The organism is Actinoplanes sp. L3-i22, assembly GCF_019704555.1.
Taxonomy (GTDB): Bacteria; Actinomycetota; Actinomycetes; order Mycobacteriales; family Micromonosporaceae; genus Actinoplanes.
This window is the reverse complement of sequence record NZ_AP024745.1, coordinates 5,870,161-5,891,938: the sequence shown is the minus strand read 5'-3', so window position 1 is coordinate 5,891,938 and position 21,778 is coordinate 5,870,161. Positions and strand designations below refer to the sequence as shown.

General features: G+C 73.4%; 24 protein-coding genes. 13 read left to right on the top strand and 11 right to left on the bottom strand.

The window, feature by feature from the left end; all coding sequences use genetic code 11:
• The first annotated feature begins 117 nt into the window (after positions 1 to 117).
• Complete coding sequence (locus L3i22_RS26325) at positions 118 to 705, top strand: TetR/AcrR family transcriptional regulator (protein ID WP_221329617.1); 588 nt, start codon at positions 118 to 120, stop codon at positions 703 to 705.
• A gap of 8 nt (positions 706 to 713) precedes the next feature.
• On the top strand, positions 714 to 1,181 hold the full coding sequence (locus L3i22_RS26320; protein WP_221329616.1) for an OsmC family protein: 468 nt from the start codon (positions 714 to 716) through the stop codon (positions 1,179 to 1,181).
• 334 nt (positions 1,182 to 1,515) lie between these two features.
• On the opposite strand, the gene L3i22_RS26315 is transcribed toward L3i22_RS26320, so the two are convergent.
• From L3i22_RS26315 to L3i22_RS26305, 3 genes are all read right to left on the bottom strand, one after another.
• On the bottom strand, positions 1,516 to 2,070 hold the full coding sequence (locus L3i22_RS26315; RefSeq protein WP_221329615.1) for a hypothetical protein: 555 nt from the start codon (positions 2,068 to 2,070) through the stop codon (positions 1,516 to 1,518).
• 189 nt (positions 2,071 to 2,259) lie between these two features.
• Positions 2,260 to 2,493 carry a hypothetical protein gene (locus L3i22_RS26310; RefSeq protein ID WP_221329614.1) on the bottom strand — a complete coding sequence of 78 codons (234 nt, stop codon included), beginning with the start codon at positions 2,491 to 2,493 and terminating at the stop codon, positions 2,260 to 2,262.
• A 514-nt stretch (positions 2,494 to 3,007) separates the two neighbouring features.
• Positions 3,008 to 4,312, bottom strand: coding sequence for an MFS transporter (locus tag L3i22_RS26305; protein WP_221329613.1), 1,305 nt, complete (start codon positions 4,310 to 4,312; stop codon positions 3,008 to 3,010).
• A gap of 113 nt (positions 4,313 to 4,425) precedes the next feature.
• On the opposite strand from L3i22_RS26305, the gene L3i22_RS26300 reads away from it, so the two are divergent.
• Together L3i22_RS26300 and L3i22_RS26295 are read left to right on the top strand one after the other, a co-directional pair.
• Positions 4,426 to 5,043: an allophanate hydrolase subunit 1 gene (locus L3i22_RS26300; protein WP_221329612.1), complete on the top strand. Its 618-nt coding sequence runs from the start codon at positions 4,426 to 4,428 to the stop codon at positions 5,041 to 5,043.
• Complete coding sequence (locus L3i22_RS26295) at positions 5,040 to 5,900, top strand: biotin-dependent carboxyltransferase family protein (RefSeq protein WP_221329611.1); 861 nt, start codon at positions 5,040 to 5,042, stop codon at positions 5,898 to 5,900. Before L3i22_RS26300 ends, L3i22_RS26295 begins: the two co-directional genes overlap by 4 nt.
• Before the next feature lie 18 nt (positions 5,901 to 5,918).
• Here L3i22_RS26295 and L3i22_RS26290 read toward each other — a convergent pair whose 3' ends face one another.
• Positions 5,919 to 6,608: a GntR family transcriptional regulator gene (locus L3i22_RS26290; protein ID WP_221329610.1), complete on the bottom strand. Its 690-nt coding sequence runs from the start codon at positions 6,606 to 6,608 to the stop codon at positions 5,919 to 5,921.
• A gap of 173 nt (positions 6,609 to 6,781) precedes the next feature.
• On the opposite strand from L3i22_RS26290, the gene L3i22_RS26285 reads away from it, so the two are divergent.
• Positions 6,782 to 7,288: a hypothetical protein gene (locus L3i22_RS26285; protein WP_221329609.1), complete on the top strand. Its 507-nt coding sequence runs from the start codon at positions 6,782 to 6,784 to the stop codon at positions 7,286 to 7,288.
• Here the strand turns inward: L3i22_RS26285 and L3i22_RS26280 are convergent.
• Together L3i22_RS26280 and L3i22_RS26275 are read right to left on the bottom strand one after the other, a co-directional pair.
• Positions 7,269 to 8,426: a cation:proton antiporter gene (locus L3i22_RS26280; RefSeq protein ID WP_221329608.1), complete on the bottom strand. Its 1,158-nt coding sequence runs from the start codon at positions 8,424 to 8,426 to the stop codon at positions 7,269 to 7,271. The two genes, L3i22_RS26285 and L3i22_RS26280, sit on opposite strands and share 20 nt — an antisense overlap.
• Positions 8,423 to 9,301 (bottom strand): NmrA/HSCARG family protein, encoded by an 879-nt coding sequence (locus L3i22_RS26275; RefSeq protein ID WP_221329607.1) that lies wholly within the window; start codon positions 9,299 to 9,301, stop codon positions 8,423 to 8,425. The genes L3i22_RS26280 and L3i22_RS26275 overlap by 4 nt, the downstream gene beginning before the upstream one ends.
• Positions 9,302 to 9,392: 91 nt before the next feature.
• Here L3i22_RS26275 and L3i22_RS26270 point away from each other — a divergent pair, with 91 nt between their 5' ends.
• From L3i22_RS26270 to L3i22_RS26260, 3 genes are all read left to right on the top strand, one after another.
• Positions 9,393 to 9,956: a TetR/AcrR family transcriptional regulator gene (locus L3i22_RS26270; protein WP_221329606.1), complete on the top strand. Its 564-nt coding sequence runs from the start codon at positions 9,393 to 9,395 to the stop codon at positions 9,954 to 9,956.
• 182 nt (positions 9,957 to 10,138) lie between these two features.
• Positions 10,139 to 11,047 carry a hypothetical protein gene (locus tag L3i22_RS26265; protein ID WP_221329605.1) on the top strand — a complete coding sequence of 303 codons (909 nt, stop codon included), beginning with the start codon at positions 10,139 to 10,141 and terminating at the stop codon, positions 11,045 to 11,047.
• 199 nt (positions 11,048 to 11,246) lie between these two features.
• On the top strand, positions 11,247 to 12,740 hold the full coding sequence (locus L3i22_RS26260; RefSeq protein WP_255658611.1) for a gamma-glutamyltransferase: 1,494 nt from the start codon (positions 11,247 to 11,249) through the stop codon (positions 12,738 to 12,740).
• Between the two features lie 24 nt (positions 12,741 to 12,764).
• Here L3i22_RS26260 and L3i22_RS26255 read toward each other — a convergent pair whose 3' ends face one another.
• Positions 12,765 to 13,232 carry a MarR family winged helix-turn-helix transcriptional regulator gene (locus L3i22_RS26255; protein ID WP_221329603.1) on the bottom strand — a complete coding sequence of 156 codons (468 nt, stop codon included), beginning with the start codon at positions 13,230 to 13,232 and terminating at the stop codon, positions 12,765 to 12,767.
• A 62-nt stretch (positions 13,233 to 13,294) separates the two neighbouring features.
• On the opposite strand from L3i22_RS26255, the gene L3i22_RS26250 reads away from it, so the two are divergent.
• The 3 genes from L3i22_RS26250 to L3i22_RS26240 all read left to right on the top strand — a co-directional run bounded on the left by L3i22_RS26250 (position 13,295) and on the right by L3i22_RS26240 (position 16,302).
• Positions 13,295 to 14,539 (top strand): NAD(P)/FAD-dependent oxidoreductase, encoded by a 1,245-nt coding sequence (locus tag L3i22_RS26250; protein WP_255658610.1) that lies wholly within the window; start codon positions 13,295 to 13,297, stop codon positions 14,537 to 14,539.
• Positions 14,540 to 14,751: 212 nt separating this feature from the next.
• On the top strand, positions 14,752 to 15,612 hold the full coding sequence (locus tag L3i22_RS26245; protein ID WP_221329602.1) for an SDR family oxidoreductase: 861 nt from the start codon (positions 14,752 to 14,754) through the stop codon (positions 15,610 to 15,612).
• A 105-nt stretch (positions 15,613 to 15,717) separates the two neighbouring features.
• The gene (locus L3i22_RS26240; protein ID WP_221329601.1) at positions 15,718 to 16,302 is read left to right on the top strand and encodes a TetR/AcrR family transcriptional regulator; all 585 of its coding nucleotides are present in this window, start codon (positions 15,718 to 15,720) and stop codon (positions 16,300 to 16,302) included.
• Here L3i22_RS26240 and L3i22_RS26235 read toward each other — a convergent pair.
• Positions 16,299 to 17,108 carry an MBL fold metallo-hydrolase gene (locus L3i22_RS26235; protein WP_221329600.1) on the bottom strand — a complete coding sequence of 270 codons (810 nt, stop codon included), beginning with the start codon at positions 17,106 to 17,108 and terminating at the stop codon, positions 16,299 to 16,301. The genes L3i22_RS26240 and L3i22_RS26235 overlap by 4 nt on opposite strands.
• Entirely contained in the window at positions 17,108 to 17,698 is a 591-nt protein-coding gene (locus tag L3i22_RS26230) for a dihydrofolate reductase family protein (RefSeq protein ID WP_221329599.1), read from the bottom strand. The genes L3i22_RS26235 and L3i22_RS26230 overlap by 1 nt, the downstream gene beginning before the upstream one ends.
• 72 nt (positions 17,699 to 17,770) lie before the next feature.
• On the opposite strand from L3i22_RS26230, the gene L3i22_RS26225 reads away from it, so the two are divergent.
• The gene (locus L3i22_RS26225; protein ID WP_221329598.1) at positions 17,771 to 18,247 is read left to right on the top strand and encodes a helix-turn-helix domain-containing protein; all 477 of its coding nucleotides are present in this window, start codon (positions 17,771 to 17,773) and stop codon (positions 18,245 to 18,247) included.
• On the opposite strand, the gene L3i22_RS26220 is transcribed toward L3i22_RS26225, so the two are convergent.
• A complete protein-coding gene (locus tag L3i22_RS26220) occupies positions 18,244 to 18,768 on the bottom strand; it encodes an ATP-binding protein (RefSeq protein WP_221329597.1) in 525 nt (174 codons plus the stop codon). The genes L3i22_RS26225 and L3i22_RS26220 overlap by 4 nt on opposite strands.
• 161 nt (positions 18,769 to 18,929) lie before the next feature.
• A complete protein-coding gene (locus tag L3i22_RS26215; RefSeq protein ID WP_221329596.1) occupies positions 18,930 to 19,541 on the bottom strand; it encodes a DUF4304 domain-containing protein in 612 nt (203 codons plus the stop codon).
• A gap of 74 nt (positions 19,542 to 19,615) precedes the next feature.
• Between L3i22_RS26215 and L3i22_RS26210 the strand changes: the two genes are divergently transcribed.
• On the top strand, positions 19,616 to 21,664 hold the full coding sequence (locus tag L3i22_RS26210) for a serine/threonine-protein kinase (RefSeq protein ID WP_221329595.1): 2,049 nt from the start codon (positions 19,616 to 19,618) through the stop codon (positions 21,662 to 21,664).
• Positions 21,665 to 21,778: the final 114 nt, after the last annotated feature.

Below are 21,778 nucleotides of genomic sequence, written 5' to 3'. Positions count from 1 at the left end.
CGATCTCCTCAGGCAGGTTCGGTGAGACGAGACGCCTCGTCTCGCTAATCACTTTGCCCCTTGAAGATTTCGCTGTCAAGACGAGACGGCTCGTCTCGTTTGAGGTAGGGTGGCGGAGTGTCCACGCCAGATCCCACCCGCCGCAACGAGCGATCCCGCCGCGCGATCCTCGAGGCGACCCGCGCGCTGCTCGCCGAGACGGGCTATGCCGAGCTCACCGTCGGCGCGATCGCGGCCCGGGCCGGGGTCGGCAAGCAGACCATCTACCGCTGGTGGGGCGGCAAGGGCGCGGTCGTGCTGGACGCCATGGTGGACAGCGTGACCGAGGACGGCGCGCGGCTGCCCGACACCGGCAATCTGCGGGCCGACCTGTGCTTAGTCATGCGCGCCACGGTCGCCGAGTTCGCCGACCCGGCGCTGTCCGAGACCACCCGCGCGATCACCGTCGAGACGCTGCTCAACGAGGAGCTGGCCGGGCACGTCCGCGATCGGCTGCTGCGCCCCCAGCTCGACGCGGTCAAGGACCGACTGCGCGCGGCTCAGGACGCCGGCGAGCTGCGGGACGACTTCGACCTGGACCAGGGCGTCGAGTTGATCTTCGGGCCGCTCTATCACCGGTGGATGCTGCGCACCGGCCCGCTGACCGACGACTACGCCGACAACCTGGTCGACCTGGCGATCACCGGCATGGCCGACCGAGCTTGAGGAGAAAGATGTCAAAGACGCATCGGTACGAGGTGACGGTCACCTGGACCGGGAACACCGGGACGGGTACCAGTTCCTACCGGGACTATTCGCGCGCCCACGACCTCACAGCCGAAGGCAAGCAGCCGATCGCCGGCAGCGCCGACCCGACGTTCCGCGGCGATCCGGCCCGATGGAATCCGGAGGAGCTGCTCCTGGCCGCGCTGTCCCAGTGCCACATGCTGTCGTTCCTGCACGTGTGCGTCATGGCGAAGGTCGTGGTGACCGGCTACTCCGACACACCGCACGGCTCGATGACGACGACCGCTGACGGTGGTGGGAGCTTCGACGAGGTGGTCCTGCGGCCCCGGGTCACGCTGGCCGATCCGGGACAGGCCGACCAGCTTGCCGAGCTGCATGAGCGGGCCCACAAGCTGTGCTTCATCGCCAACTCGGTCAATTTCCCGGTCCGCCACGAGCCCGAGCCGGTCGCCTGACTCCACACCGAGCCGCCGGCTGAACGATCTCGCCGGGTGAGGCGCGGCGAGCCTGACGCACGGACGTGGCAGTGCTCCACCGGCGTGACGCATCGGGCACAACGCAGCGCGGATGCGGGCACAACGCAGCGCGGATGCGGGCACAACGCAGCGCGGATGCGGGCACAGCACAGCGCGGATGCGGGCACAGCACAGCGCGGATGCGGGCACAGCACAGCGCGGATGCGGGCACAGCACAGCGCGGATGCGGGCACAGCACAGCGCGGATGCGGGCACAGCGCGGATGCGGGCGCGTCTGCCAACGGTGCGTTGGCTTGGGCGGCGCTGTTTCGGCTTACCTCGGGGTGCGGGCTTCGCGGTGCCAGTAGGCGGCGATCTGGCTGGTTTGCCGTGGGATCGACTCCGGCAGGGGTGGTGACGGCCACAGCTGCAGCAGGTAGCGGTCCGGGCCGGACTCGTCGTCGGCGGGAGTGTCCATCTCGTGGCCGGCGTCCATCTCCGTGGCGCAGTAACGGGCGCGCATGCTCGTGACGGTCGGCAGGCGTAGGGGTTCCTCCTGCTCGAAAGCGGACAACAGGAGGTCTGCGGAGGGCGGCTGGTAGGCCACCTCGACTACCTCCTCCCAGTCCTCGCCGATGGGCGGCTCGGTGTCGTGCCACTCCATCGTGAACGCGACTCCGCCGGTGTGCAGGCCGGTGATCAGGGAGAGGAATCCCGGCTCGGTCGCGCCGCAGATGCCGTTGAGCTGGCCGGCTCGGGCCGCGCGCAGTTCGGGGCGGTCGGTCTCGCCGGCTTCGATCAGGTCGATGAAGCCGTAGTGGACTTCGATCTCCCCGTCGAACAGGACCTCGGTCGCTGACGATCTGCCCCGGTCACGGTCTTCGGTCACTGATGATCTGCCCCGGTCACGGTCCTCGGTCACTGATGATCTCTCCGGTCACGGTCCGCTTCGGTTGCGGTCGACGGCGACGGTACGCGAGGAGGCCTGCGCGACGTGCCTGGCCGGGCCGGATTTCGGGCCTGATCGGCGACATCGTCTACGTCCAGCTGCCCGACGAGGGTCGCGAGGTCGTGGTGCTCACCACCACAGCCACTGGGCGCTGTGGCGATGCTGGCGAACGGTGGGGACGGTGTCGGTGCTGCCGGCGCCGCGGTGTTCCTTGGCGGCGGTGCGGCAGGCGATCCGGGCTGCCTGGCGTTCCCGGCCGGTCCAGATGTGGTTGATGAACCAGCGGGGCGGGCCGCCACCGCCGACAAGGAGTCGCAGGCCGGTGCGCGGGTGGTGCGGACCGTCCTTGTCCGTGCGAGACATGAAAAACCCCTTCCGGAGCCGCGGAAATGCGGCGCTAAAGGGGATGGAACGCAGCGCTCATCACGCCACACAGGATATCGCGAAGGTGTCCCGACACCCCCCACGGGGAGGGCCTCGGGACACCGTAGCGGGTGCGAAGAACGCGGAGATCTCACAGGTCAGGCACCGAACACCGCACCGGCTGGCAACGGCGCCGCGGGTCAGACCGGCGAGGCGCAGATGCCATGGGCCGCGCGATACGAACGCGGAGACCCCTCGCCAACCGGGCCGCCATCGTGGACCGGATCAGCGCCCCGGGCCATGCCGCGCGAAGACGAAGCGGCGCTCACGCCAGGCGAAGGCAAAGCGGGAATCGCCCCACGCGAAGACGAAGCGGCGCTCACGCCACGCGAAGGCAAAACGGGAATCGCCCCACGCGAAGACGAAACGGAGATCACGCCACGCGAAGACGAAACGGGAATCACGCCACCTGAAGGCAGAGCGGGAATCACGCCGCGCGAAGACGAAACGGGGGTCACGCCGCGAGTGCCGATGAAGCCTGCGGGAGAACCCCGTCGTCCGCCGGGTCGCGCGACGTCTCCGGGGCGAAGGCCAGCGCCACCAGCGTCAACCCCAACGCCCCCGCCACATACACCGACACCGCCAGGGCACTCCCGGTCGCCGCCACCAGCTTGATCGCGATGATCGGGGCCAGCGCCCCGCCGAGGATCCCGGCGATCTGGTAGCCCATCGAAGCGCCCGAATACCGCAACCGCGTCGAGAACATCTCGGCCACGAACGCCGCCTGCGGACCGTACATCGCCGCGTGCGTGGCCAGCGCCACCACCACGGTCAGCACGATGACCAGTGTGTTCCCGGTGTCCAGCAGCGGGAAGAACGCGAACGCCCACACCCCGGCCGCGACCGCCCCGGCCGCGTAGACCGGCCGCCGGCCGACCCGGTCGGACAGTCCGCCGAAGAGCGGGATCAGCACCAGCTGCAGGCCGGAGGCGACCAGCACACCGGTCAGGGCAACGGTCCGGGGCAGCCCGACCGTCCCGGTCACGTACGTCAACACGTACAGCGAAAAGGTGTAAAAAGCGACGTCGGTGCCGATCCGCGCGGCCATCGCGACCAGCAGCCCGCGCGGGTGCCGGCGCAGCACCTCGATCAGCGGGAGTCTGGCCTTGCCACCCTTGGCCGCAAGCTCCGCAAACGCCGGCGACTCCGTGACCGCGACGCGGATCCATAGGCCCACCAGCACAAGCACCCCAGAAAGAAGGAACGGGACACGCCATCCCCAACCGAGAAAGGAACTCTCCGAAAGGGTCGCGGAGAGGATCCAGAGGACGCCGGAGGCGAGCAGGTTCCCGGCCGGCACGCCGACCTGCGGCCAGGACGCGGACAGCCCGCGCCGCTGCGGGTCGCCGTGCTCGAGGGACATCACGACCGCGCCGCCCCATTCGCCGCCGAGGCCGAGGCCCTGGAAGAAACGCAGCGTGACCAGCAGAATCGGGGCGGCGGCGCCGATCGTCTGATGGGTGGGCAGGACGCCGATCAGGAAGGTGGCGCCGCCCATCAGCAGCAGCGTGACGACGAGGACGCCCTTGCGGCCGACCCGGTCGCCGAAGTGACCGAACAGGATCCCGCCGAGCGGCCGGGCGACGAACCCGACGGCGTAGGTGGCGAACGCCAGCAGGGTCGCGGTGAGCGGCTCGAAGCTGGGGAAGAACAGCTTGCCGAAGACGAGCGCGGCGGCGGAGGCGTAGAGGAAGAAGTCGTACCACTCCAGTGAGGTACCGACCAGGCTGGCGAGGATGACGCGGCGGCTGGCATTCATGGCTAGCTCCTACGGGGGTGTGCGTTGGGCTGCGTGGTGCCGTGTGCCACACTCTAGGAATCGTTGAACAATCCGGCAATACCCCAATACGAATCTGCGGAAAGTGAGCAAGCATGCGCGTCCGCCGGGCCGGGCCGTCGGCCGTCCTCGTCGAGTGGGCCGACGAGACCGCCGCCTTCGCGGCATACGACCTGCTCACCGCGGCGCGGGCGGCGGGGACGCTGAGCGCGGCGGAGATCGTTCCGGCGGCGCGCACGGTGCTGGTCGACGGCGTCACCGATCCTGATCGGATTACGACATTGATCAAGGCGGGCGGGCCGCAGGGTCCGCCGTCCGCCGCCGGGTCGCTGCCCACGATCGAGATTCCGACGACGTACGACGGGGAGGACCTCGACGACGTGGCGAAGCTGTGGAACACCGATCGGGCGGGGGTGGTGGCGATCCACACCGGAACCGAGTTCCGGGTCGCGTTCTGCGGGTTCGCGCCCGGGTTCGCGTACCTGACCGGCCTGGACTCGCCGCATCACGTGCCCCGCCGGGCGTCGCCGCGGACCCGGGTGCCGGCCGGGACCGTCGCGCTGGCCGGGCCGTACAGCGGGGTGTACCCAGTGGCGTCGCCGGGTGGGTGGCAGTGCATCGGCCGTACCGAAGCAATTCTTTTTGATCTTGAAAATGACCCTCCGGCACTGCTCGCCCCGGGTGCCACCGTCCGCTTCGTCGAGGCGGCGTGAGCGCCGCGCTGGAGGTGGTGCGCGCCGGGGTGCGGACCACCATTCAAGATCAAGGGCGGCCGGGGTACGCCCATCTCGGCGTCCCGCGGTCCGGAGCCGTCGACGCCGGTGCGCTGCGCCTGGCGAATCGCCTGGCCGGCAACCCGCCCGGGGCCGCCGGGCTGGAGATCCTGCTCGGCGGCGTGCGGCTGCGGGCGACCCGCGCGACGACCCTCGCGGTGACCGGCGCGCCGTGCGACGTGACCGTCGGCGAGCGGCCCGCGGACCCCGGCCTGCCCCTGGCCGTGCCCGCCGGCGCGCTGATCAGCATCGGTCAGGCTCGGGCGGGTCTGCGGATCTACCTGGCCGCCGCCGGCGGGATCGCGGTGCCGCCGGTGCTGGGCAGTCGGTCCACCGACACGCTCTCCGGGCTCGGACCGGACCGGGTGCTCGACGGCGACGTGCTGCCGCTCGGGCCGATGATCGCGCTGCCGCCCGGGGTGGACCTCGCGCCCTATCCCCCGCCCGCCGCCGAGCTGCGGCTCCGGATCTGGCTCGGGCCGCGCGACGACTGGTTCACCGCGGACGCGATCGCGACGATGTTCAGGTCGGTCTATCGCGTGTCGCCGGAGAGCGACCGGGTCGGCGCGCGGCTGACCGGGCCGGCGCTGGACCGCGCGGTCGGCGGCGAGCTGCCCAGCGAGGGGCTGGTCCTCGGCGCGATCCAGGTGCCGGCGAACGGGCAGCCGCTGATCTTCCTGGCCGACCATCCGACGACCGGCGGCTACCCGGTGATCGGCGTCGTCGACCCGGCCGACGTGGATCTGCTCGGCCAGGCCCGCCCGGGCCTCCCGGTCCGGTTCACGCCGGTGATCTAGCTCGAATCCGCGCCGCCCTCAGTTGGCGGCCGCGTAGGCGGCGAGCAGCTGGGCCTCGGCCTCGTCGAAGTAGCGTTGCAGCGCCTCCTCGGCCGCGGCCGCGTCACCGGCCGCGAGCAGTTCGTACAGCGCGCGGTTCCCGGCCAGATAGGGCTCGTGCAACTGCCGCGGATCCGCCACCACCAGGAAGACCAGGCGCAGCTCGGCCAGCAGCCCGCGCACCGCCTCGGCCACCCGGCGGCTGCCGGCCAGGTCGGCGATCGCCTGGTGGAACCGCATGTTCGCGGTGCCGACCGCACCCCAGTCCCCGACCGCCGCCGCGGCCTCGGCCGCCTCGATCGCCACCCCCGCCTGGGCCGCGCCCTCCGGCGGCACGGTCTTCAGGTTGCGCAGCGCGCCGCACTCCAGGATGCGGCGGATCGCGTACAGGTCCCGGATGTCGGACGTGCTCAGCAGCCGGACGAAGACGCCCCGGTTCAGCTGGTGCTCCAGCAGGCCCTCGTGGGCGAGCAGGCGGAACGCCTCGCGCAGCGTGTTCCGCGAGATGCCGAGCGCCTCGCGCAGACTCTCCTCGCTCAGCCGCGTGCCGGGCAGGAACACTCCCTCGGTGATCCGCTGCCGCAGGATGTCCGCCACCCGCTCCGCCGTGCTGCCGCGGTCGAGCAGCGCCCGATCCCCCGCCAGCCGGTCGCCCCACTCGTCAGTCACGCCCAGAATCGTAGAACAATCCTGCACGGTACGTGCGTGGCCGGCCACCCTCCCCGGCCTGTCGGAAAGCTGACGGTCGATCTTCGCCGGCACCGGCGCTGACCAGGCACGCCGCACTTTGCGGGAGATGACCCGAATTGTGGCAGGGATTAGTTGATCACTACGGTGGCGCGGTGACCGATCAGCTTCCGCCTGCCGTGGACCCGTTCGACCCGCCGCTCGCGGAGATCACCGCGCAGGACTTCCCGGAGCCGCGCAAGCCTCGCAAGCTCATCGGCCTGGTCGCCGCGCTCGGCGCCGTCCTCTGTGCCGGTGCCGTGGTCCTGCTCGTGCAGCTCTGGCCGTCCGGTGGGGCGACCCCCGCGCCGACGCCGGCCGCGACCGCCTGGGCCGAGCTGCCCGCGCTGCCCGGCACCGCCGAGCAGACGTTGCGGGCCACCGACGGCGGGCCGCAGACCCGGGTCGAGTTCGTCAACGAGACCGCCCAGAACGTGACCATCGCGTGGCTCGGCTACGACGGCGAGCGCTCGGTCTACGCCACCCTCGCCGCCGGCGAGAAGTACACCCAGGACACCTTCGTCGGGCACGTCTGGATCGCGGCCGGCCCCGGCGGCGACGCGCTCGCCGTCTTCCAGCCGACCGCGCAACCCGCCCGCGCCGTCATCCGCCCGGCCGGTTAGCCTGCGGCGACGCCGGACCGTCCGGTGCGGAGCGCGACCGGGCAGCGACGGCGACGGTGAACGCGCCGATCGTCACCAGCGCGCCGAGCACGAGCGCCGACGGCTCGCCGGGCGCCAGCACACCCAGCTGGGTGCCGACGGTGGCCGCCGCGACCGGCACGCCCAGCTGGGCCGCGGCCATCGTCGCCACCGCCGGCGGCTGCCCGGTGACCCGCATCGCGCCGTGCACGGCCGGTGCCGCCACCCCGAGGACCAGCCCGAGCAGGATGAACCGGGGATGCGCGGCCAGGCCGCGGACGTCGAGCGACGCCCCGAGCCAGACGAAGAACAGTGGCCCGAGGAAGCCCTCGGTGAGCGCGAACACCTGCCGGGCCAGCCGCCGGGGCTCGCCGACCGCGGCGACGGCGAGCCCGAAGGCGAACCCGGCCAGCAGCACCGAGACGTGGGTGGCGACGGCGACCGCGGCCAGGGCGAACAGCAGGACCAGGTGGAGCCGCATCTCCAGCGCCAGCTTGTGCCGCCGGGAGACCCGGTGCAGCCGGTGCCGCCAGCCACGGCGTTCGGCCGCGCGCAGACCGAGGAACAGCACGGCCGCCGCCGCCAGCACCGCGAGCGCCCCGAGCCCGGCCCGGGCCGCGTGGGCCGGATCGATCGCCAGCGGCAGGGCCACGATGCAGGCGGTGTCCGCGATCGCGACCTGGGGCAGCAGCGCCAGCACGGCCGGGTCGCCCGGTTCGACGGCGGGCAGCACGAGCGCGGCCGACGACGAGGCGAGCAGAACGGCGTACAGCAGAAAATGTCTTGTCTGAAAAAGACCAGCGATGAGCGCCGCGACCGGCAGGGCCAGGACCCCGACGGCCACGGCCCGCAGGGCGCCGGTGCGGAACGCCGGGCGCAGCCGGGGGTCGCGGATCGGGACGTGGCTGCCGGCCACGAACATGATCAGCGCGAAGCCGATCTCGGCGAGGAACGCGAAGGTCGGGTCGCCGGCATCGAGAATCCGCAGGCCGGTATGGCCGAGCGCGAGGCCGGCCAGCAATTTCCCGAAGACGACCGGCAGCCGCCCGAGCCGCGGCATCGCGAGGAGCGGGCCGAGCACGGCGGCGGCGCCGACGAGCGCGAGGTCGGTGAAGGTCATTTCATCTGATCGTGCGCCCACGCCGCGAACGACGTGAGCGGAATCCCGAGCGCCCGCGCGAATTCCGGCCGGGCCGGCTGACCGACAATGTTCATCAGCTCCATCGGCAGCACCGAATACGCCGGCGCGCCCGCCGCGAGCGCCTCCCGCTCGGTCATGTCCGGCGCGGTCAGCGGGACGCCGAGGGCCTTCGACAGCACCGCGGCGATCTCGGTCATCGACAGATAGTCGCCGGCCAACTCCAGCTCGACACCGTGGAACCGCTGCGGCTCGGCGATCGCCGCGGCGGCGGCCGCACCGATGTCCTCGACCGCGACCAGGGACAGCCGGGTCGCCGGCTTGAGGACCGTCGCGAGGCCACCCGCCGCACCGCGCGGCACCAGATACTTCGCCGAGAGCAGGAAGTTCTCCATGAAGAACGCCGGTTTCACCAACGTCCAAAGAGCAAAACCCGCTTCCCGTACGGCCTCCTCCACGCCCGCCTTCGCGTCGTAATAGGGCGCCAGCGGCTGCCACCGGTCCCCGGGCGCCTGCGCGAGCCGGTCCGATCCGGACACCGACGAGTGCACGAACTGCGGCACGCCCGCGGCCCGCGCCGCCTCGATCAGGTTGACCCCCTGCCGCAGCTCGCCGTCGAAGTCGTAGCCGCCGTCCTTGAGCTCGGGCATCTGCACCGAGAAGACCGCGCGGACCCCGTCCACGGCCTTGGCCAGCGACTCCCGGTCCCGCAGGTCCCCGATCACCGCCTCCCCCACGACCGCCTTGGCCGGGTCACGGACCAGCGCACGCACCGGAATGCCCGCGGCGCGCAGGGCCCGGGCGACCGCGCCGCCCTGCTGACCGGTGGCGCCGACGACGAGTACGGGATCGGACATGATCACTCCTCAGACTAAACGGCGGGGCCCGCCGTTTCCATGCCGCTAAGATACGGCGGACCCCGCCACTTAGCAACCGTGAGGAGAACCGATGGCCGGCCAGCGCGCGGACGCCCGCCGCAACTACACGCTGCTGCTGGCCGTCGCCGAGCGGGCGATCGCCGAGCAGGGCGCCGACGCGTCCCTGGAACAGATCGCCCGGACCGCCGGGGTCGGGTCCGGCACCGTGCGGCGGCACTTCCCCACCCGGCACGCCCTGCTCGCCGCGGTCTTCCGGAAGCAGACCGACGTGCTCGCCGACCGCGCCCGCGACCTGGCCGGGCGGCCGGACAGCCGGGCCGCGCTGCTGGAGTGGCTCGGCGAGCTGCTGGCGTTCGCCGCGACGACCCGCGGGCTGGCCGAGACCCTCAACCGCGACCACGCCGCCGACCCCGGCGAGGCCCACGACCACTGCGCCACCGCCCGCCTGACCGAGGCCGGTCAGCCCCTGGTGAGCCGGGCCGCGGCCGACGGCGCGCTGACCCCGGGCGTGACCATCGACGACCTGCTCAGCCTGATCACCGGGATCGCCCTGGCCACCGAGCACCACCCGGACGCCGCCACCGAGGCGAAGCGCCTGCTCGGCCTGACGATCGCCGGGGTCAGCCCGGCCTGACGCCGGGTATCGGCCTGACGATCGCCGGGACCAGCCCGGCCCGACGCCGGGTATCGGCCTGACGATCGCCGGGACCAGCCCGGCCCGACGCCGGGTATCGGCCTGACGATCGCCGGGGTCAGACCGGCCTGACGCCGGGTAATCGCGTCGACAACGCGCGCCGGCGCCGCCATCGTGACCGGATGACGTCAGCGGCGGAGGAACGGGTCTGGAGCCGGCTTCCGGACGGTGCCCGGGCGGCGCTCGCCGGGCTGGCCGGGACGGATCTGCAGACCCTGCTGCTGGCGATCGCCCGCGACCGGGCCGCCGCGGTGCGGCCTGCGGACCTGATGCGCCGGTGGCGTGAGGACCGGTTCGTCCGGACCGCGGGCACCGATCCGCGCGCCCTCGCCGCCGTCGAGGCGCGGATCTGGCGGCTGCTGCCGGCCGGCTTCGAGGGGGTCGAGCTGTCGCCGGTCGTGCCGCTGGGCACCTGCTCGGCGGTCTCCCCGGGGAGTCAGAACCGGGTGGTCAGCACGATGCGCGGCACCGAGGTGCTCAGCGACGCGACCAACGCCCTGGCGATCGAGGCCGCCCACCGCCGCAGGCGGCAACCCGTCGGCGGCGAGGTGCATCTGGCCGCCTGCCATCGCCAGCTGCGGGCCCAGGACTTCGGCGCGGGGATGTCCGCGCACTTCCGGCTCTTCACGCTGGTGTCCAGCGCCCGCGACACCGGCTCGGGACGCACCCAGGCGCGGCTGCTCGCCCGGCACCTCGGCTTCTGGCAGGAGGTTCTCGCCGAGCTCGCGCCGGGGGCCGGTGCCCGGCTGCAGTACACCGTGATGGGTAACCCGGCCGTCGGGGACCGCCTCGACGACACCGTTCTGCCCCGGCTCGCCGGCTCACCCGTGCCGGTGGTCGCCGATCCCGGGCGGGAGCGTGGACGCGGGTACTACACCGACGCCGCGCTGCGGATCGCCGCGGGAGATCTGGAGTTCGGCGACGGTGGGTTCACGACGTGGACGGCGCAGCTGATGGGCGATGCCAAGGAGCGCTGCCTCACCTCCTGCCTGGCCACCGAGCGCCTCACCGCCCTGGCCGGCCCGCAGTAGCGCACGCCCCCGGGCCGAGCAGCGGTCGACACCGGTCCGGCGGCTGGGCAGGACGCGGCGCGACGCAGCGGGCCAGGACGCGGCGCGGCCGGGCGGGGCGGGGCGGGCCAGGATGCGGCGCGGCCGGGCGGGGCGGGGCGGGGCGGGCCAGGATGCGGCGCGGCTCGCCGGGGCCACGGGCGACGTACAGTACGACCTCATGGTCGCCCTTGCCGCTCCGCATCCGGCCGCCGCCGACGCCGCTCGGGCTGTGGTCGCCGCCGGGGGGAACGCGTTCGACGCCGCCCTGGCCGCCGCCGCGGCGCTCACCGTGGTCTATCCACATCAGTGCTCGATCGGCGGTGACCTGGTCGCGATCGTGCGCCCGGCCGGGCAGGCGCCGCGCGCGGTGCTGTCCATCGGGGCGGCCGCCGCCGCGGTCGACGTGGCGGCGCTGCGGGCGGCCGGGGCAGAGATGCCGTCCGGCGGGCCGCAGACGGTGACCGTGCCGGGCGTGGTCGCCGGGTGGGCGGCGATCGCCGGTCTCGGTGCCCGGCTGCCGTTCGCCGACCTGCTCGCTCCGGCTCGGGCGCTCGCGGCCGGTGGGGTGCCGGTCAGCGCCGGTCTGCGGCGGGCCGTCCGCGACGGGATCGACGTCGTCCGGGCCGACCCGGGCCTGTCCGCGCTGCTGCTGCGGAGTGACGGGTCGCCGGTCACCACGCTGAGCCAGCCCGTGCTGGCGGAGACCTTCGACGTGCTCGCCGGGGACTGGCGGTCGTTCTACACCGGCGAGCTGGCGGATCGGCTGGTCGCCGGGCTGACCGCGCTGGGCAGCCCGCTGTCGGCCGCCGACCTCGCGGCGCACCGGGCCGAGGTGACCGAGCCGCTGACCCGGGTGATCGGCGAGGCGACCTGGCATGCCGCGCCGCCGCCGGTACAGGGCGCGACGTTCCTGGCGATCGCCGGGTCACCGGACCTGCTGACCGACGCCAGCCGGGCCCGGCGGGCACGTGACCTGCTGCTCGGCGACCCGCGCACCGGTCCGATCGACCTGGACGGCCTGCTGCGACCCGAGCCGACCCCCGGCCCATCGGCGGCCGGCACATCGGCCGCCGGCACATCGGCGGGCGGGGCCAAGCCGGCCGGGGACACCGTGGCGGTCACTGCGGTCGACGCGGAGGGCAACGCGGTCACGCTGATCCAGAGTGTCTTCTGGAGTTTCGGGTCCGGTCTGCTGGACCCGGGCACCGGCATCGTCCTGCACAATCGCGGCTCGTCGTTCAGCCTCGACCCGGCCCATCCGGCCCGGCTGGCCCCGGGCGCGCGACCCCCGCACACCCTCTGCCCGACCCTGGCCGTCGACGGCGACACCGTGGTGGCGCTGGGCTGTCAGGGCGGGCGGTCCCAGCCGTGGATCCTGGCGCAGGTCGCGGCGGACGTCCTCGCCTCGCCCGACCTGGACGGCCTGCTGGCCCGGTCCCGGTGGGTGATCGGCACGGCCGGGATCGACCGCGCGCGGCCGACGTTGCTGCTGGAGCCGGGCACCCCGGACGCGGCGCGACTCGCGGCCGTGGCCGGTGAGCTGGGCTTCGCCGTCGAGACCACGGCCGGGCGGCACGACGACGCCGGTCACGTCCAGGTGGCCCGGCTCCGGGACGGTGTGCTGGCCGCGGCGAGCGACCCGCGTGCGGACGGGCGCCCGGCCGTGCTGTGACGCGCCGGTGAAGGTGGCTGCTCGCTACGGCTGCTCGCGGCCGGCCGCGTCCATGTAGGTGCTCATCGTGTCGGTCAGCCGGTTCACGAACGTCTCGATCAGGGCCAGGTCGGCGGCGGAGTAGTCGCCCACCGCGGCCCGCAACTGCCGCGCGAGCGGATCGAAGAACGCGTCCGCCGTCGCCTCGATCGCCGCGGTCGCGTGCAGCGTCACCATCCGCCGGTCGCTGTGCCCGCGCGCCCGCGACACGTGGCCGGCGCCTTCGAGCCGGTTCAGCAGCGTGGACGTCGCCCCGGTGGTCAGCGCGAGCCGCTCGGCCAGCCGCGCGGGTGTCAGCGGGGCGCCCCGCTCCTCGGCGTCGATGATCTCGACGATCGCGGCCGCGTCGGTGGTGTGCAGACCCTGGCCGCGGGCGAAGAGCCGGGCCAGCTCGCCGCGGGTGGACGCGAAGGCCTGCAGGCTCCGGATGACCCGTTCGTGCTCGTCACTCACGGTTGAAATATAGCATCTCGTGAAGTAGCTTCATCGCGTTACTACTTTACGAGGGAGCAATCATGACCACCCCTGTCACGATCGTCGGCGCCGGCCTCGGCGGCCTCGTCCTGGCCCGCGTCCTGCACGTCAACGGCATCCCGGCGACGGTGTTCGAGGCGGAGTCCGGGCCGGGCGCGCGCACCCAGGGCGGCCTGCTCGACATCCACGACTACAACGGCCAGCCGGCCCTCGCCGCGGCCGGGCTGACCGCGGAGTTCCGGCGCCTCGTGCTGCCCGGCCGGGAGGCCTACCGGGTCACCGACCGGGACGGCACGATCCTGTTCGACAAGCCGGACGACGGCTCGGGTGACAGCCCCGAGGTGCAGCGCGGCGCGCTGCGGCAGATGCTGCTCGACTCGCTGCCGGCCGGCACGGTCCGCTGGGGCCACCGGGTCAGCGGCGTGCGCGCGCTGGGCGACGGCCGGCACGAGGTGACCTTCGCCGCCGGCAACGACCACACCGGCCCGACCGGAAGCCGCGCGGCCGGGAACGACCACGCCGGCCCGACCGGAGACCGCGCGACCGGGAACGATCACGCCGGCCCGACCGGAGGCCGGGCGGGCGGGAGCGTCGTGACCGGCCTGCTCGTCGGCGCGGACGGCACCTGGTCGCGGGTCCGGCCGCTGCTCACCGACGTGACCCCGGCCTACGGCGGCGCCTCGGCCGTCGAGACGTTCCTGTTCGACGGCGACAACCGCCACCCGGCCAGCGCGAAGGCGATCGGCGGCGGCTCGCTGTTCGCGTTCGACCAGGGCACGAGCGGGAAACTCGTGCTCGCCCACCGGGAGAGCGACGGGAACCTGCACGCCTACCTCTGGCTGTCCCGGCCGCTGGACTGGTTCGCCGGCATCGACTTCGGCGATCCGGCCGCGGCGACCGCGCGGCTCGTGCGCGAGGTCGAGGGCTGGGCGCCCGAGCTGACCGCGCTGATCACCGACAGTGACACCGCGCCGGTGCACCGGCCGCACTTCGGCCTGCCGCTCGGCCTGCGCTGGGACCGGGTGCCGGGCGTGACGCTGCTCGGCGACGCCGCGCACGTGCAGCCGCCGAACGGCGAGGGCGCCAACCTCGCGATGCTGGACGGGGCCGAGCTGGGCGCGGCGCTCGCGGCCCACCCGGACGACACCGAGGCCGCGCTCGCCGGCTACGAGCAGGCGATGTTCGCCCGCAGCGCGGACGGCGCCCACGACGGCATCGAGATGAACCGGGTCCTGCTCGGCCCCGACGCGGCCCGGAACCTGATCGCCGTGTTCACCGGCAACTGACGGCGGGGGCGGGGATCGTGCCGTACCCCCGCAATCGGCCTGGAGGCAAGGCGGCCGTGACCGCGATCGATCAGCAAGGCGGCACGGCCGTCGCGTTTTCTTTAAAACCCTTGCTTGGGTACGGCGGGTGAGCACGCCCGTCGGCCCCGCTCGCTTTTCGCGACAGTCCGTCGTAATCTTTGCGACAGATCGTCGCGAAAGAGGAGTGGACCATGAGTGCACAGCAGTTGGTCGTCGTGACCGGGGCGTCGACCGGGATGGGTGCGGCCACCGCGCGTGAGCTGGCCCGGCAGGGGTTCCACGTGCTCGCCGGGGTGCGCCGCGACCGGGACGCGGACGCGCTCCGCGGCGACGGCGTCGAGCCGGTGATCCTCGACATCACCGAGACCGCGCGGGTCGAGGCGCTCGCCGCCCGGGTCGACGCGGACCCGCGCCCACTGCGCGCGGTCGTCAACAACGCCGGCATCCAGGTGAACGCGCCGGTCGAGGCGCTGCCGCTGGCCGAGTGGCGGCGGGTGTTCGAGGTGAACCTGTTCGGGCACATCGCGGTCACCCAGGCGCTGCTGCCCGCGCTGCTGCGCAGCGGCGGTCGCGTGCTCAACATCAGCTCGATCGGCGGCAAGGCCGCGATGCCGACCTACGGCGCGTACGCCGGCGCGAAGTTCGCCCTGGAAGCGGTCAGTGACGCGCTGCGCCGGGAGGTCGAGCCCCTCGGGGTACGGGTGATCGTGCTGGAGCCCGGCGGCGTCCGCACCGAGATGTCCGGCCGCGGCATCGTGACCGCGAATGATCTGGCCGCCCGGATGACCCCGGAGCAGGACGCCCGCTACGGCGGCCTGGTCCAGGCGATCAACTCGCTGATGGCGTCCGGCACCTCGGCCGGCCTGACCGCGGACGCCGCGGCCCGGGTGATCGCGAAGGCGGTGACCGCGCGCCGGCCGCGCACCCGCTACACGGTCGGCCGGGACGCCGCGATGATCATCGGGATGGCCCGGGTGCTGCCCGACCGCCTGCTCGACCGGGTCATCGCCGGCACCGTGCGCCGCCACCTCCCGAAGCCGACCACCGCATGACCGCCGGCCGCCGCATGACCGCCGGCCGCCGCACGAACGTCGGCCAACGCGTGACCGCCGGCCGCCGCGTGACCGCCGGTCGGCGCGGTGCGGGAGGATGACCGGATGCCGCGGATCCGGGGAGCCAGCATCGGGGAACACCACGAGATGGTGTGGACCGGCCTCGCCGCCGCGATCCGGGAGCTGCTGCTGGAGCAGGACTACGACGCGATCACGATGGGGCACATCGCGGCCCGGGCCGGGCTGGCCCGCAACACCCTCTACAACTACGCCCCGGACAAGAGCGGGCTGGTGCTGGCGCTGACCGAGCGGGCCGGGCGGCCCACGGTGGAGCGGGTCACCGCGATCGCCGCCCGGTCCGGCGACCCGGCGCCGGAGCGGTTGCGGGCGATCGTCGCGGTGGTCCTGGACGCGTTCACCGACCAGACCCTGCAGCTGATGTTCCGGCCGGGCAGCGCCGCGGTGAAGGGCCCGGACGGCCCGTTCCACCAGATCGTGACCGAGGTGGAGACGGTGGTCCGGGACGGTGTCACGCGCGGCGAGTTCCGTGCCGTCGGCGACGTGGGCCTGCGGGTGGAGCTGCTGTCCGGGGTGATGCGCGCCGGCGCCGAGCGGATCGGCCGGGACCCGGCCGCGCTCACCGCCGCGGTCGGCGCCGCGCAGGAGATCATCCTCGCGTCGCTCGCCTAGGCGCGGCCGGCCAGCCCCTTGGCCTGACCGTCGTGGACGTCGCCGACCCACTCCCAGCCGGGCTTGGCCGACGGGCCGAGCCGCGGGTCGTCGAGCGGGGTGCCGTCGCGCAGGGCGAGGACGTACGCCCGGTCCCGGGCGATCCGGGTGGTCAGCTCGGTGGCGTCGCCGACCGAGCCGTGGCCGGGGACGACGACCCCGGCCGGCACCGTCTCCAGCAGGCGCAACGCGTCGAGGTAGCCCTCGATCGGGTCGGCGGGGCCGTGCAGGTCGAGCATCGGGATCAGGACGTCGGAGAGCATGTCGCCGGCGATCAGGACGCCGCGCTCCTCGACGAACAGCGCCGCGTGGCCCGGGGCGTGCGCCTGGTGCTCGACGATCCGGACCCGCGGGCCGTCCCACGGGATCAGGTCCGTACCGGCGGGCAGGGCGGTGATCAGGCCGTACCGATCCAGCGAGAGGTGCTCCTCGATCCCGGTCCCGGCCAGGTGCTCGATGATGTTCGCCTTGGTGTCCGGGTCGGCCAGCTCCTCCTGGGCCGCGGCCGCACAGCGGGCCGTGCCGTACCGCGGTGGATCGCCCAGGCTCGCGTGCCAGAGCAGGTGGTCCCAGTGCGGGTGGGTGGAGAAGCCGGCGACGACGGTCCGGCCGGCCCGGGCCAGGTCGTCCGCGAGGCAGGCCAGCTCGTGGTCCTGCAACCCGGCGTCGACCAGCAGCACGCCGGTGCGGCCGTGCACCACGACGGCGTTGCTCTGCAGGAACTCGCTCTCGTGGACCAGCACTCCCTCAGCGATCTGCGTCAGCATCAGCTCTCCTCACTCGCGTCCTGGATGGCGTAGCGGTGCATGGTGACCCCCTGGCCGAACGCCCGGTGCTCGAGCAGTTCCAGGTCGATCGGCATCTCGTAGTCGTCGAACAGCGGCCGGCCGAAGCCGAGGAACGCCGGATGGGTGAAGAGCAGCAGCTCGTCGAGCAGGCCGGCGCGGAGCAGCTGCGTCGCCAGCGTCGCGCCGCCCACCCCGATCCGGCCGCTGGTCTCGGCCCGGAGCGCGGCGAGCCGCTCGATCGCGTCGTCGCCCCCGATCACCACGGTGTCGTGCCCGGCCGCCCGGCGGGTTCGGGAGACGAGCACCTTCGGGGTGGACGTCCAGATCTCGCCGTACTCCCGCATGACGGCCGGCAGGGACTCGTCGGCGCGGGCGCGTGGCCAGTACTCCTCCATCACCTCGTAGAGGACCCGGCCGTGGACCATCAGCGACATCGCCCGGGAGCGCGCGTTGAACTCGCGGTGCAGCTCCTCGTCGATGCGCAGCCACTCGCCCGCGCCGTTGTCCCCGGGGACCTGCTCGATCCGCAGGTCGAGGGAGACGTTCATCTGGTAGATGAAGCTGCCCATTCGCTCCCGCCTCCTAGTGGTTGCGTTCTGCAACCACTATATTGAGGGCGTCATACGTGTCAAGGAGGAAGCGTGGAACCACGGTCCGGGTGTCCGATCAACGCCGCCGTCGAGGTGCTCGGCGATCGCTGGGCGCTGTTGGTGCTGCGTGACGTCATCTTCGGCGACCGCCGGTACTTCCGGGCGCTGCTCACCGGGTCGATCGAGGGCATCGCCTCGAACATCCTCGCCGACCGGCTCGTCCGGCTCGTCGAGGCCGGGATCCTGACCCGCGGCACGGCGGCGCGGGGTCAGCGGGCCCGCTACAGCCTCACCGAGGCCGGGATCCGGACGCTGCCGATCATCTACGCGCTCGGGAACTGGGGGCTCGACTGGCGCGCCGGCAGCGACGAGCTCCGGGCCCGGCAGGAGTTCCTGCGCGACGCGGGTCCGGCGTTCCTCGACGAGCTCATGGACGAGCTGCGCGTCCACCACCTCGGCGCGCCGGCGGTGCCGCGCTCCGGCCCCAGCCCCCTGGAACGCCTGAACGCGGCCCGCCCCGCGGATTAGCCCAGCGTCGGCCAGCGGTCCGCGGCCCAGGCCGGCCAGGTGGGCCAGCCCGGCGGCGGGGCCGGGATGGGGCCGCCGTCGAGCTCCGCGGCGTCCGGGGGCTGGAACTGGGTCCGCCACTGATCGAGCTCGGTCTCGCTCATCGGGAACGTGGTGTGCGGCGCGGTGGCCTGGCGGTGCGCGATCCGGGCGCGCTGCACGTCCCGGCCGACCGGCAGGTAGACGACCGTGCAGGCGGCGCCGGCCTCGGCGGCGAGCCGGCGCAGCGCCGACCGTTCGTCGCGGCCCCACAGGCCGAAGTCCAGCACGACGTCGGCGCCGGCCCGCAGCACCTGCAGGGCGACCGTGATCAGCCGGGCCTCCAGCACGTCGCGCCGGCCGTCGGCGTCCGGCTCGCCGAACAGGGCGATCATCCATTCGTCCGGGGTGAGCCGCAGCGCCCGGTGCGCCGCGGCGAGGGCGAGAGCCCTGGTCGTCTTCCCCGCACCGGGGAGGCCGACCATCAGAAAGAGTTGTGCCATGGATCTGCTCCACGAGTCAGGTAGCTGCCGGAACGGACCTTGTCCGGCGGTACGACCCGCGGTTACGACAACCGCGTGACCGCCGTCAGGCGGCGGCGCGGATGTTCATCGCGGCGAAGCAGCACATGCAACCCATGCGGCCCAGGTTAGCCGACCACGGATCAGCTTTCCCGCTCGCGGCGGCGCTGCTCGGCGAGGTGCAGGGCGTGGGCGGCCAGCGAGTCCGGGCCGGTGTCGTGCCAGGTGCCGAGGGCTGCGCGGACCGCGGCCACGTCGCCGCGGTCGGCGTGGGCGTAGAGGCGGAGGACCGCCTCGTGCCAGGTGCCGTCCGGGTCGGCGTGCCGCCCGTCCGCCGCGATCGCCGCGAACATCGCGTCGTAGTCGCCCAGGCAGCTCTTCAATCGAGGCAGGCTGGCCGCCAGCCAGGTCAGCACGATGGTCGCGGCGGTGTCCGCGTCGGCCTCGGTCGACAGCGAGAACAGGTGGTGGTCGCGCATCCCGGTCAGCCGGTGGTCCCAGACGCTGTGGTGCGGCATCGCCTCCCGGCCCGGGTCCTCGTCGCCGAAGTAGAACCGCAGGTGCGGGGCGAGCAGCAGGCCGGCGTTGACGAAGAACTCGACCTCGCCCCACATCGCGGCGGTGGGCTGGACGTCCAGGGCGATCCCGTTGCCCGCCGCGTCGAGATGCCGGAAGACCGGGCCGCGCCGGACGAAGCCGGCGGCCGTCAGGTCCGGCTCGATCAGGTCGACGAAGCGGCGCAGCAACGCGTTCACGAGGCGGCACGATATCGCGCCGTCGCACGGACCACGGGGTGGCCCGAAATGCGGGGCCGGTAGGTTGTCACCCCGTGGTAGATCGTTTGCGTCCCGCCGACCCGCAGTCCATCGGGAAGTACCGCCTGCTCTCCCGGATCGGGGAGGGCGGGATGGGCGCCGTCTACCTGGCCCAGGACCCGGGCGGGCGGCTCGTCGCGGTCAAGGTGATCCGGCCGGAGTACGCGCACGACCAGCAGTTCCGGGCCCGGTTCCGGAGCGAGGTGAACCGGGCGCGGCAGGTGCCGCCGTTCTGCACCGCCGAGGTGCTCGACGCCGACCCGGACCACGAGACGCCGTACCTGGTGGTCGAGTACGTGGACGGCCCGAGCCTGAGCGAGGTGGTCACCGAGAGCGGGCCGCTGGGCGGGGGCAGCCTGCACGGGGTCGCGGTCGGGGTGGCGTCGGCGCTCGCCGCGATCCACGGCGTCGGGGTGATCCACCGGGACCTGAAGCCGCGCAACGTGCTGTTCGCGCTCGGCATCCCCAAGGTGATCGACTTCGGGATCGCCCGGCCGCTCGAACCGACCAGCTTCCACACCCGGGCCCAGGAGGTGGTCGGGACCCTCGCCTACATGTCGCCGGAGCGGCTCGACCCGGAGACCGACCGGCTGATCACGCCCGCGGTCGACGTGTTCGCCTGGGGCGCGGTGGTCACGTACGCGGGGACCGGCCGGACCCCGTTCGGCGGCGACACCCCGGCGGTGACCGCGGCCCGGATCCTCACCCAGCCGCCGAGGATCGGGGATCTGCCGCCCTACCTGGCCGAGCTGGTCGGGGCGGCGCTGGACAAGGAGCCGGCGAACCGGCCGACCGCGACGGAGCTGCTGGACCGGCTGCTGGTGACCGGGGCGGCGCCGAGCGCTCCCCCGCTGCCGCCGGAACTGCGCCGCGAGGCGGAGGCGGCGCAGCAGTCCGGGCGCTACCACACCGGGGAGCGCAAGCCGCCCCGCAAGCGGCGGGGCGTGGTGATCGCGGCCGCGGTGGCGGCGGTCCTCGCGGTCGGCACCGGCGTGGCCGCGGGCATCGGACTGCGGGACGGGCCGCAGGCCGCCGAGGGCCGTACCCCGCAATCGGCGGAGCCCAGCCCGGCCGCGACCGCGACCGATCCGCCCACCGGGCCCGCGCTCTTCGATCCGTTGCTGACCGCGGCCGGATTCGGCCCGGTCAGCGAGGAGGGCGGCACCTGCGCGATCAAGAAGGGCCTGGTCGTCTCGGCGAAGGCGGAGTCGATGATGGTCTGCGGGGAGTACGCGCACCTGGCCTTCCCGGCGAGCCAGAACATCGGCGTGCGGGCGACCCTGGCCAACAGCCGGTCCTGCGCGACGATCTGGTTCCGGGCGACCGGCGACGAGGGCCAGCCCGACTATCTGGCGCAGGGCTACCAGGTCTTCGTCTGCCCCGGCGAGGTCCGCCTGACCAGCTCGATCGCCGCCGCGGACGATCCGATCGCGACGGTCAAGCGGCCGACCAAGGTCGGGGTGCCGCACCGGATCCTGGTCGTCACGACCGACCGCGGCGCGACCGTCTCGATCGACGACGAACCGGTGCTCGAGGGTGAGCTGACCGAGAACAACCTGATCAGCGGGCGGGTGATGTTCGGCGCCGAGGCGTTGCCCGGTGGGAGCGCGAAGGTGACGTTCACCGACGCGCTGCTGCGGTCCGGCACCGATCCGGCCGTGCCGCCGGTGCCCGCGTTCGTCACCGGGGACGCGCAGCTGGTCGCCGGGGTGTGGATGCTCGACCAGGCGCATCGGCTGGCCATCGTCGAGCAGGCCGAGTATCTGGGCGGCGCGGAGTACTGCCGGCGGTTCGCGGTGGCGAGTTCGTCGCCGAAGTGCGCGAAGAAGACCGTGCCGGTGTACAGCGGGACCCGGGTGACGTTGCCGGTCGCCGCCGGGGTGAAGTTTCTCGACTACCGCGAGCTGCCGGCGCGGTGCCTGGACGCGGGGACGCACGCGGGCACGTGCCAGGTGAGCCGCGGGGTGTTCGCGGTGATGGGCGACGAGTTCGATCCGTGGGCGGGGCTGCTCACGATCCGGGGCGGCACGGTGGTCTCGGTCGCGCACCTGGACTATCACTGAGTCGCTCCCGGTACGGAGCCGGCCGGCTCCGTACCGGGGTTTTTCTACCGCGACCACCCGCGGACGTCGCCCTTGTGGGCCTCGCGTTCTGGGCGCGCCAGCGCCCTGCGAGGG

Excerpts from the sequence above, each read along its gene's own strand:
- L3i22_RS26270 (WP_221329606.1), top strand. The coding sequence starts at position 9,393 with ATGGCCGGCCAGCGCGCGGACGCCCGCCGCAACTACACGCTGCTGCTG.
- L3i22_RS26310 (WP_221329614.1), bottom strand. The coding sequence starts at position 2,493 with ATGTCTCGCACGGACAAGGACGGTCCGCACCACCCGCGCACCGGCCTG.
- L3i22_RS26305 (WP_221329613.1), bottom strand. The coding sequence starts at position 4,312 with ATGAATGCCAGCCGCCGCGTCATCCTCGCCAGCCTGGTCGGTACCTCA.
- L3i22_RS26245 (WP_221329602.1), top strand. The coding sequence starts at position 14,752 with ATGAGTGCACAGCAGTTGGTCGTCGTGACCGGGGCGTCGACCGGGATG.
- L3i22_RS26235 (WP_221329600.1), bottom strand. The coding sequence starts at position 17,108 with ATGCTGACGCAGATCGCTGAGGGAGTGCTGGTCCACGAGAGCGAGTTC.
- L3i22_RS26220 (WP_221329597.1), bottom strand. The coding sequence starts at position 18,768 with ATGGCACAACTCTTTCTGATGGTCGGCCTCCCCGGTGCGGGGAAGACG.
- L3i22_RS26275 (WP_221329607.1), bottom strand. The coding sequence starts at position 9,301 with ATGTCCGATCCCGTACTCGTCGTCGGCGCCACCGGTCAGCAGGGCGGC.
- L3i22_RS26260 (WP_255658611.1), top strand. The coding sequence starts at position 11,247 with ATGGTCGCCCTTGCCGCTCCGCATCCGGCCGCCGCCGACGCCGCTCGG.
- L3i22_RS26250 (WP_255658610.1), top strand. The coding sequence starts at position 13,295 with ATGACCACCCCTGTCACGATCGTCGGCGCCGGCCTCGGCGGCCTCGTC.
- L3i22_RS26280 (WP_221329608.1), bottom strand. The coding sequence starts at position 8,426 with ATGACCTTCACCGACCTCGCGCTCGTCGGCGCCGCCGCCGTGCTCGGC.
- L3i22_RS26265 (WP_221329605.1), top strand. The coding sequence starts at position 10,139 with ATGACGTCAGCGGCGGAGGAACGGGTCTGGAGCCGGCTTCCGGACGGT.
- L3i22_RS26240 (WP_221329601.1), top strand. The coding sequence starts at position 15,718 with ATGCCGCGGATCCGGGGAGCCAGCATCGGGGAACACCACGAGATGGTG.
- L3i22_RS26320 (WP_221329616.1), top strand. The coding sequence starts at position 714 with ATGTCAAAGACGCATCGGTACGAGGTGACGGTCACCTGGACCGGGAAC.
- L3i22_RS26230 (WP_221329599.1), bottom strand. The coding sequence starts at position 17,698 with ATGGGCAGCTTCATCTACCAGATGAACGTCTCCCTCGACCTGCGGATC.
- L3i22_RS26300 (WP_221329612.1), top strand. The coding sequence starts at position 4,426 with ATGCGCGTCCGCCGGGCCGGGCCGTCGGCCGTCCTCGTCGAGTGGGCC.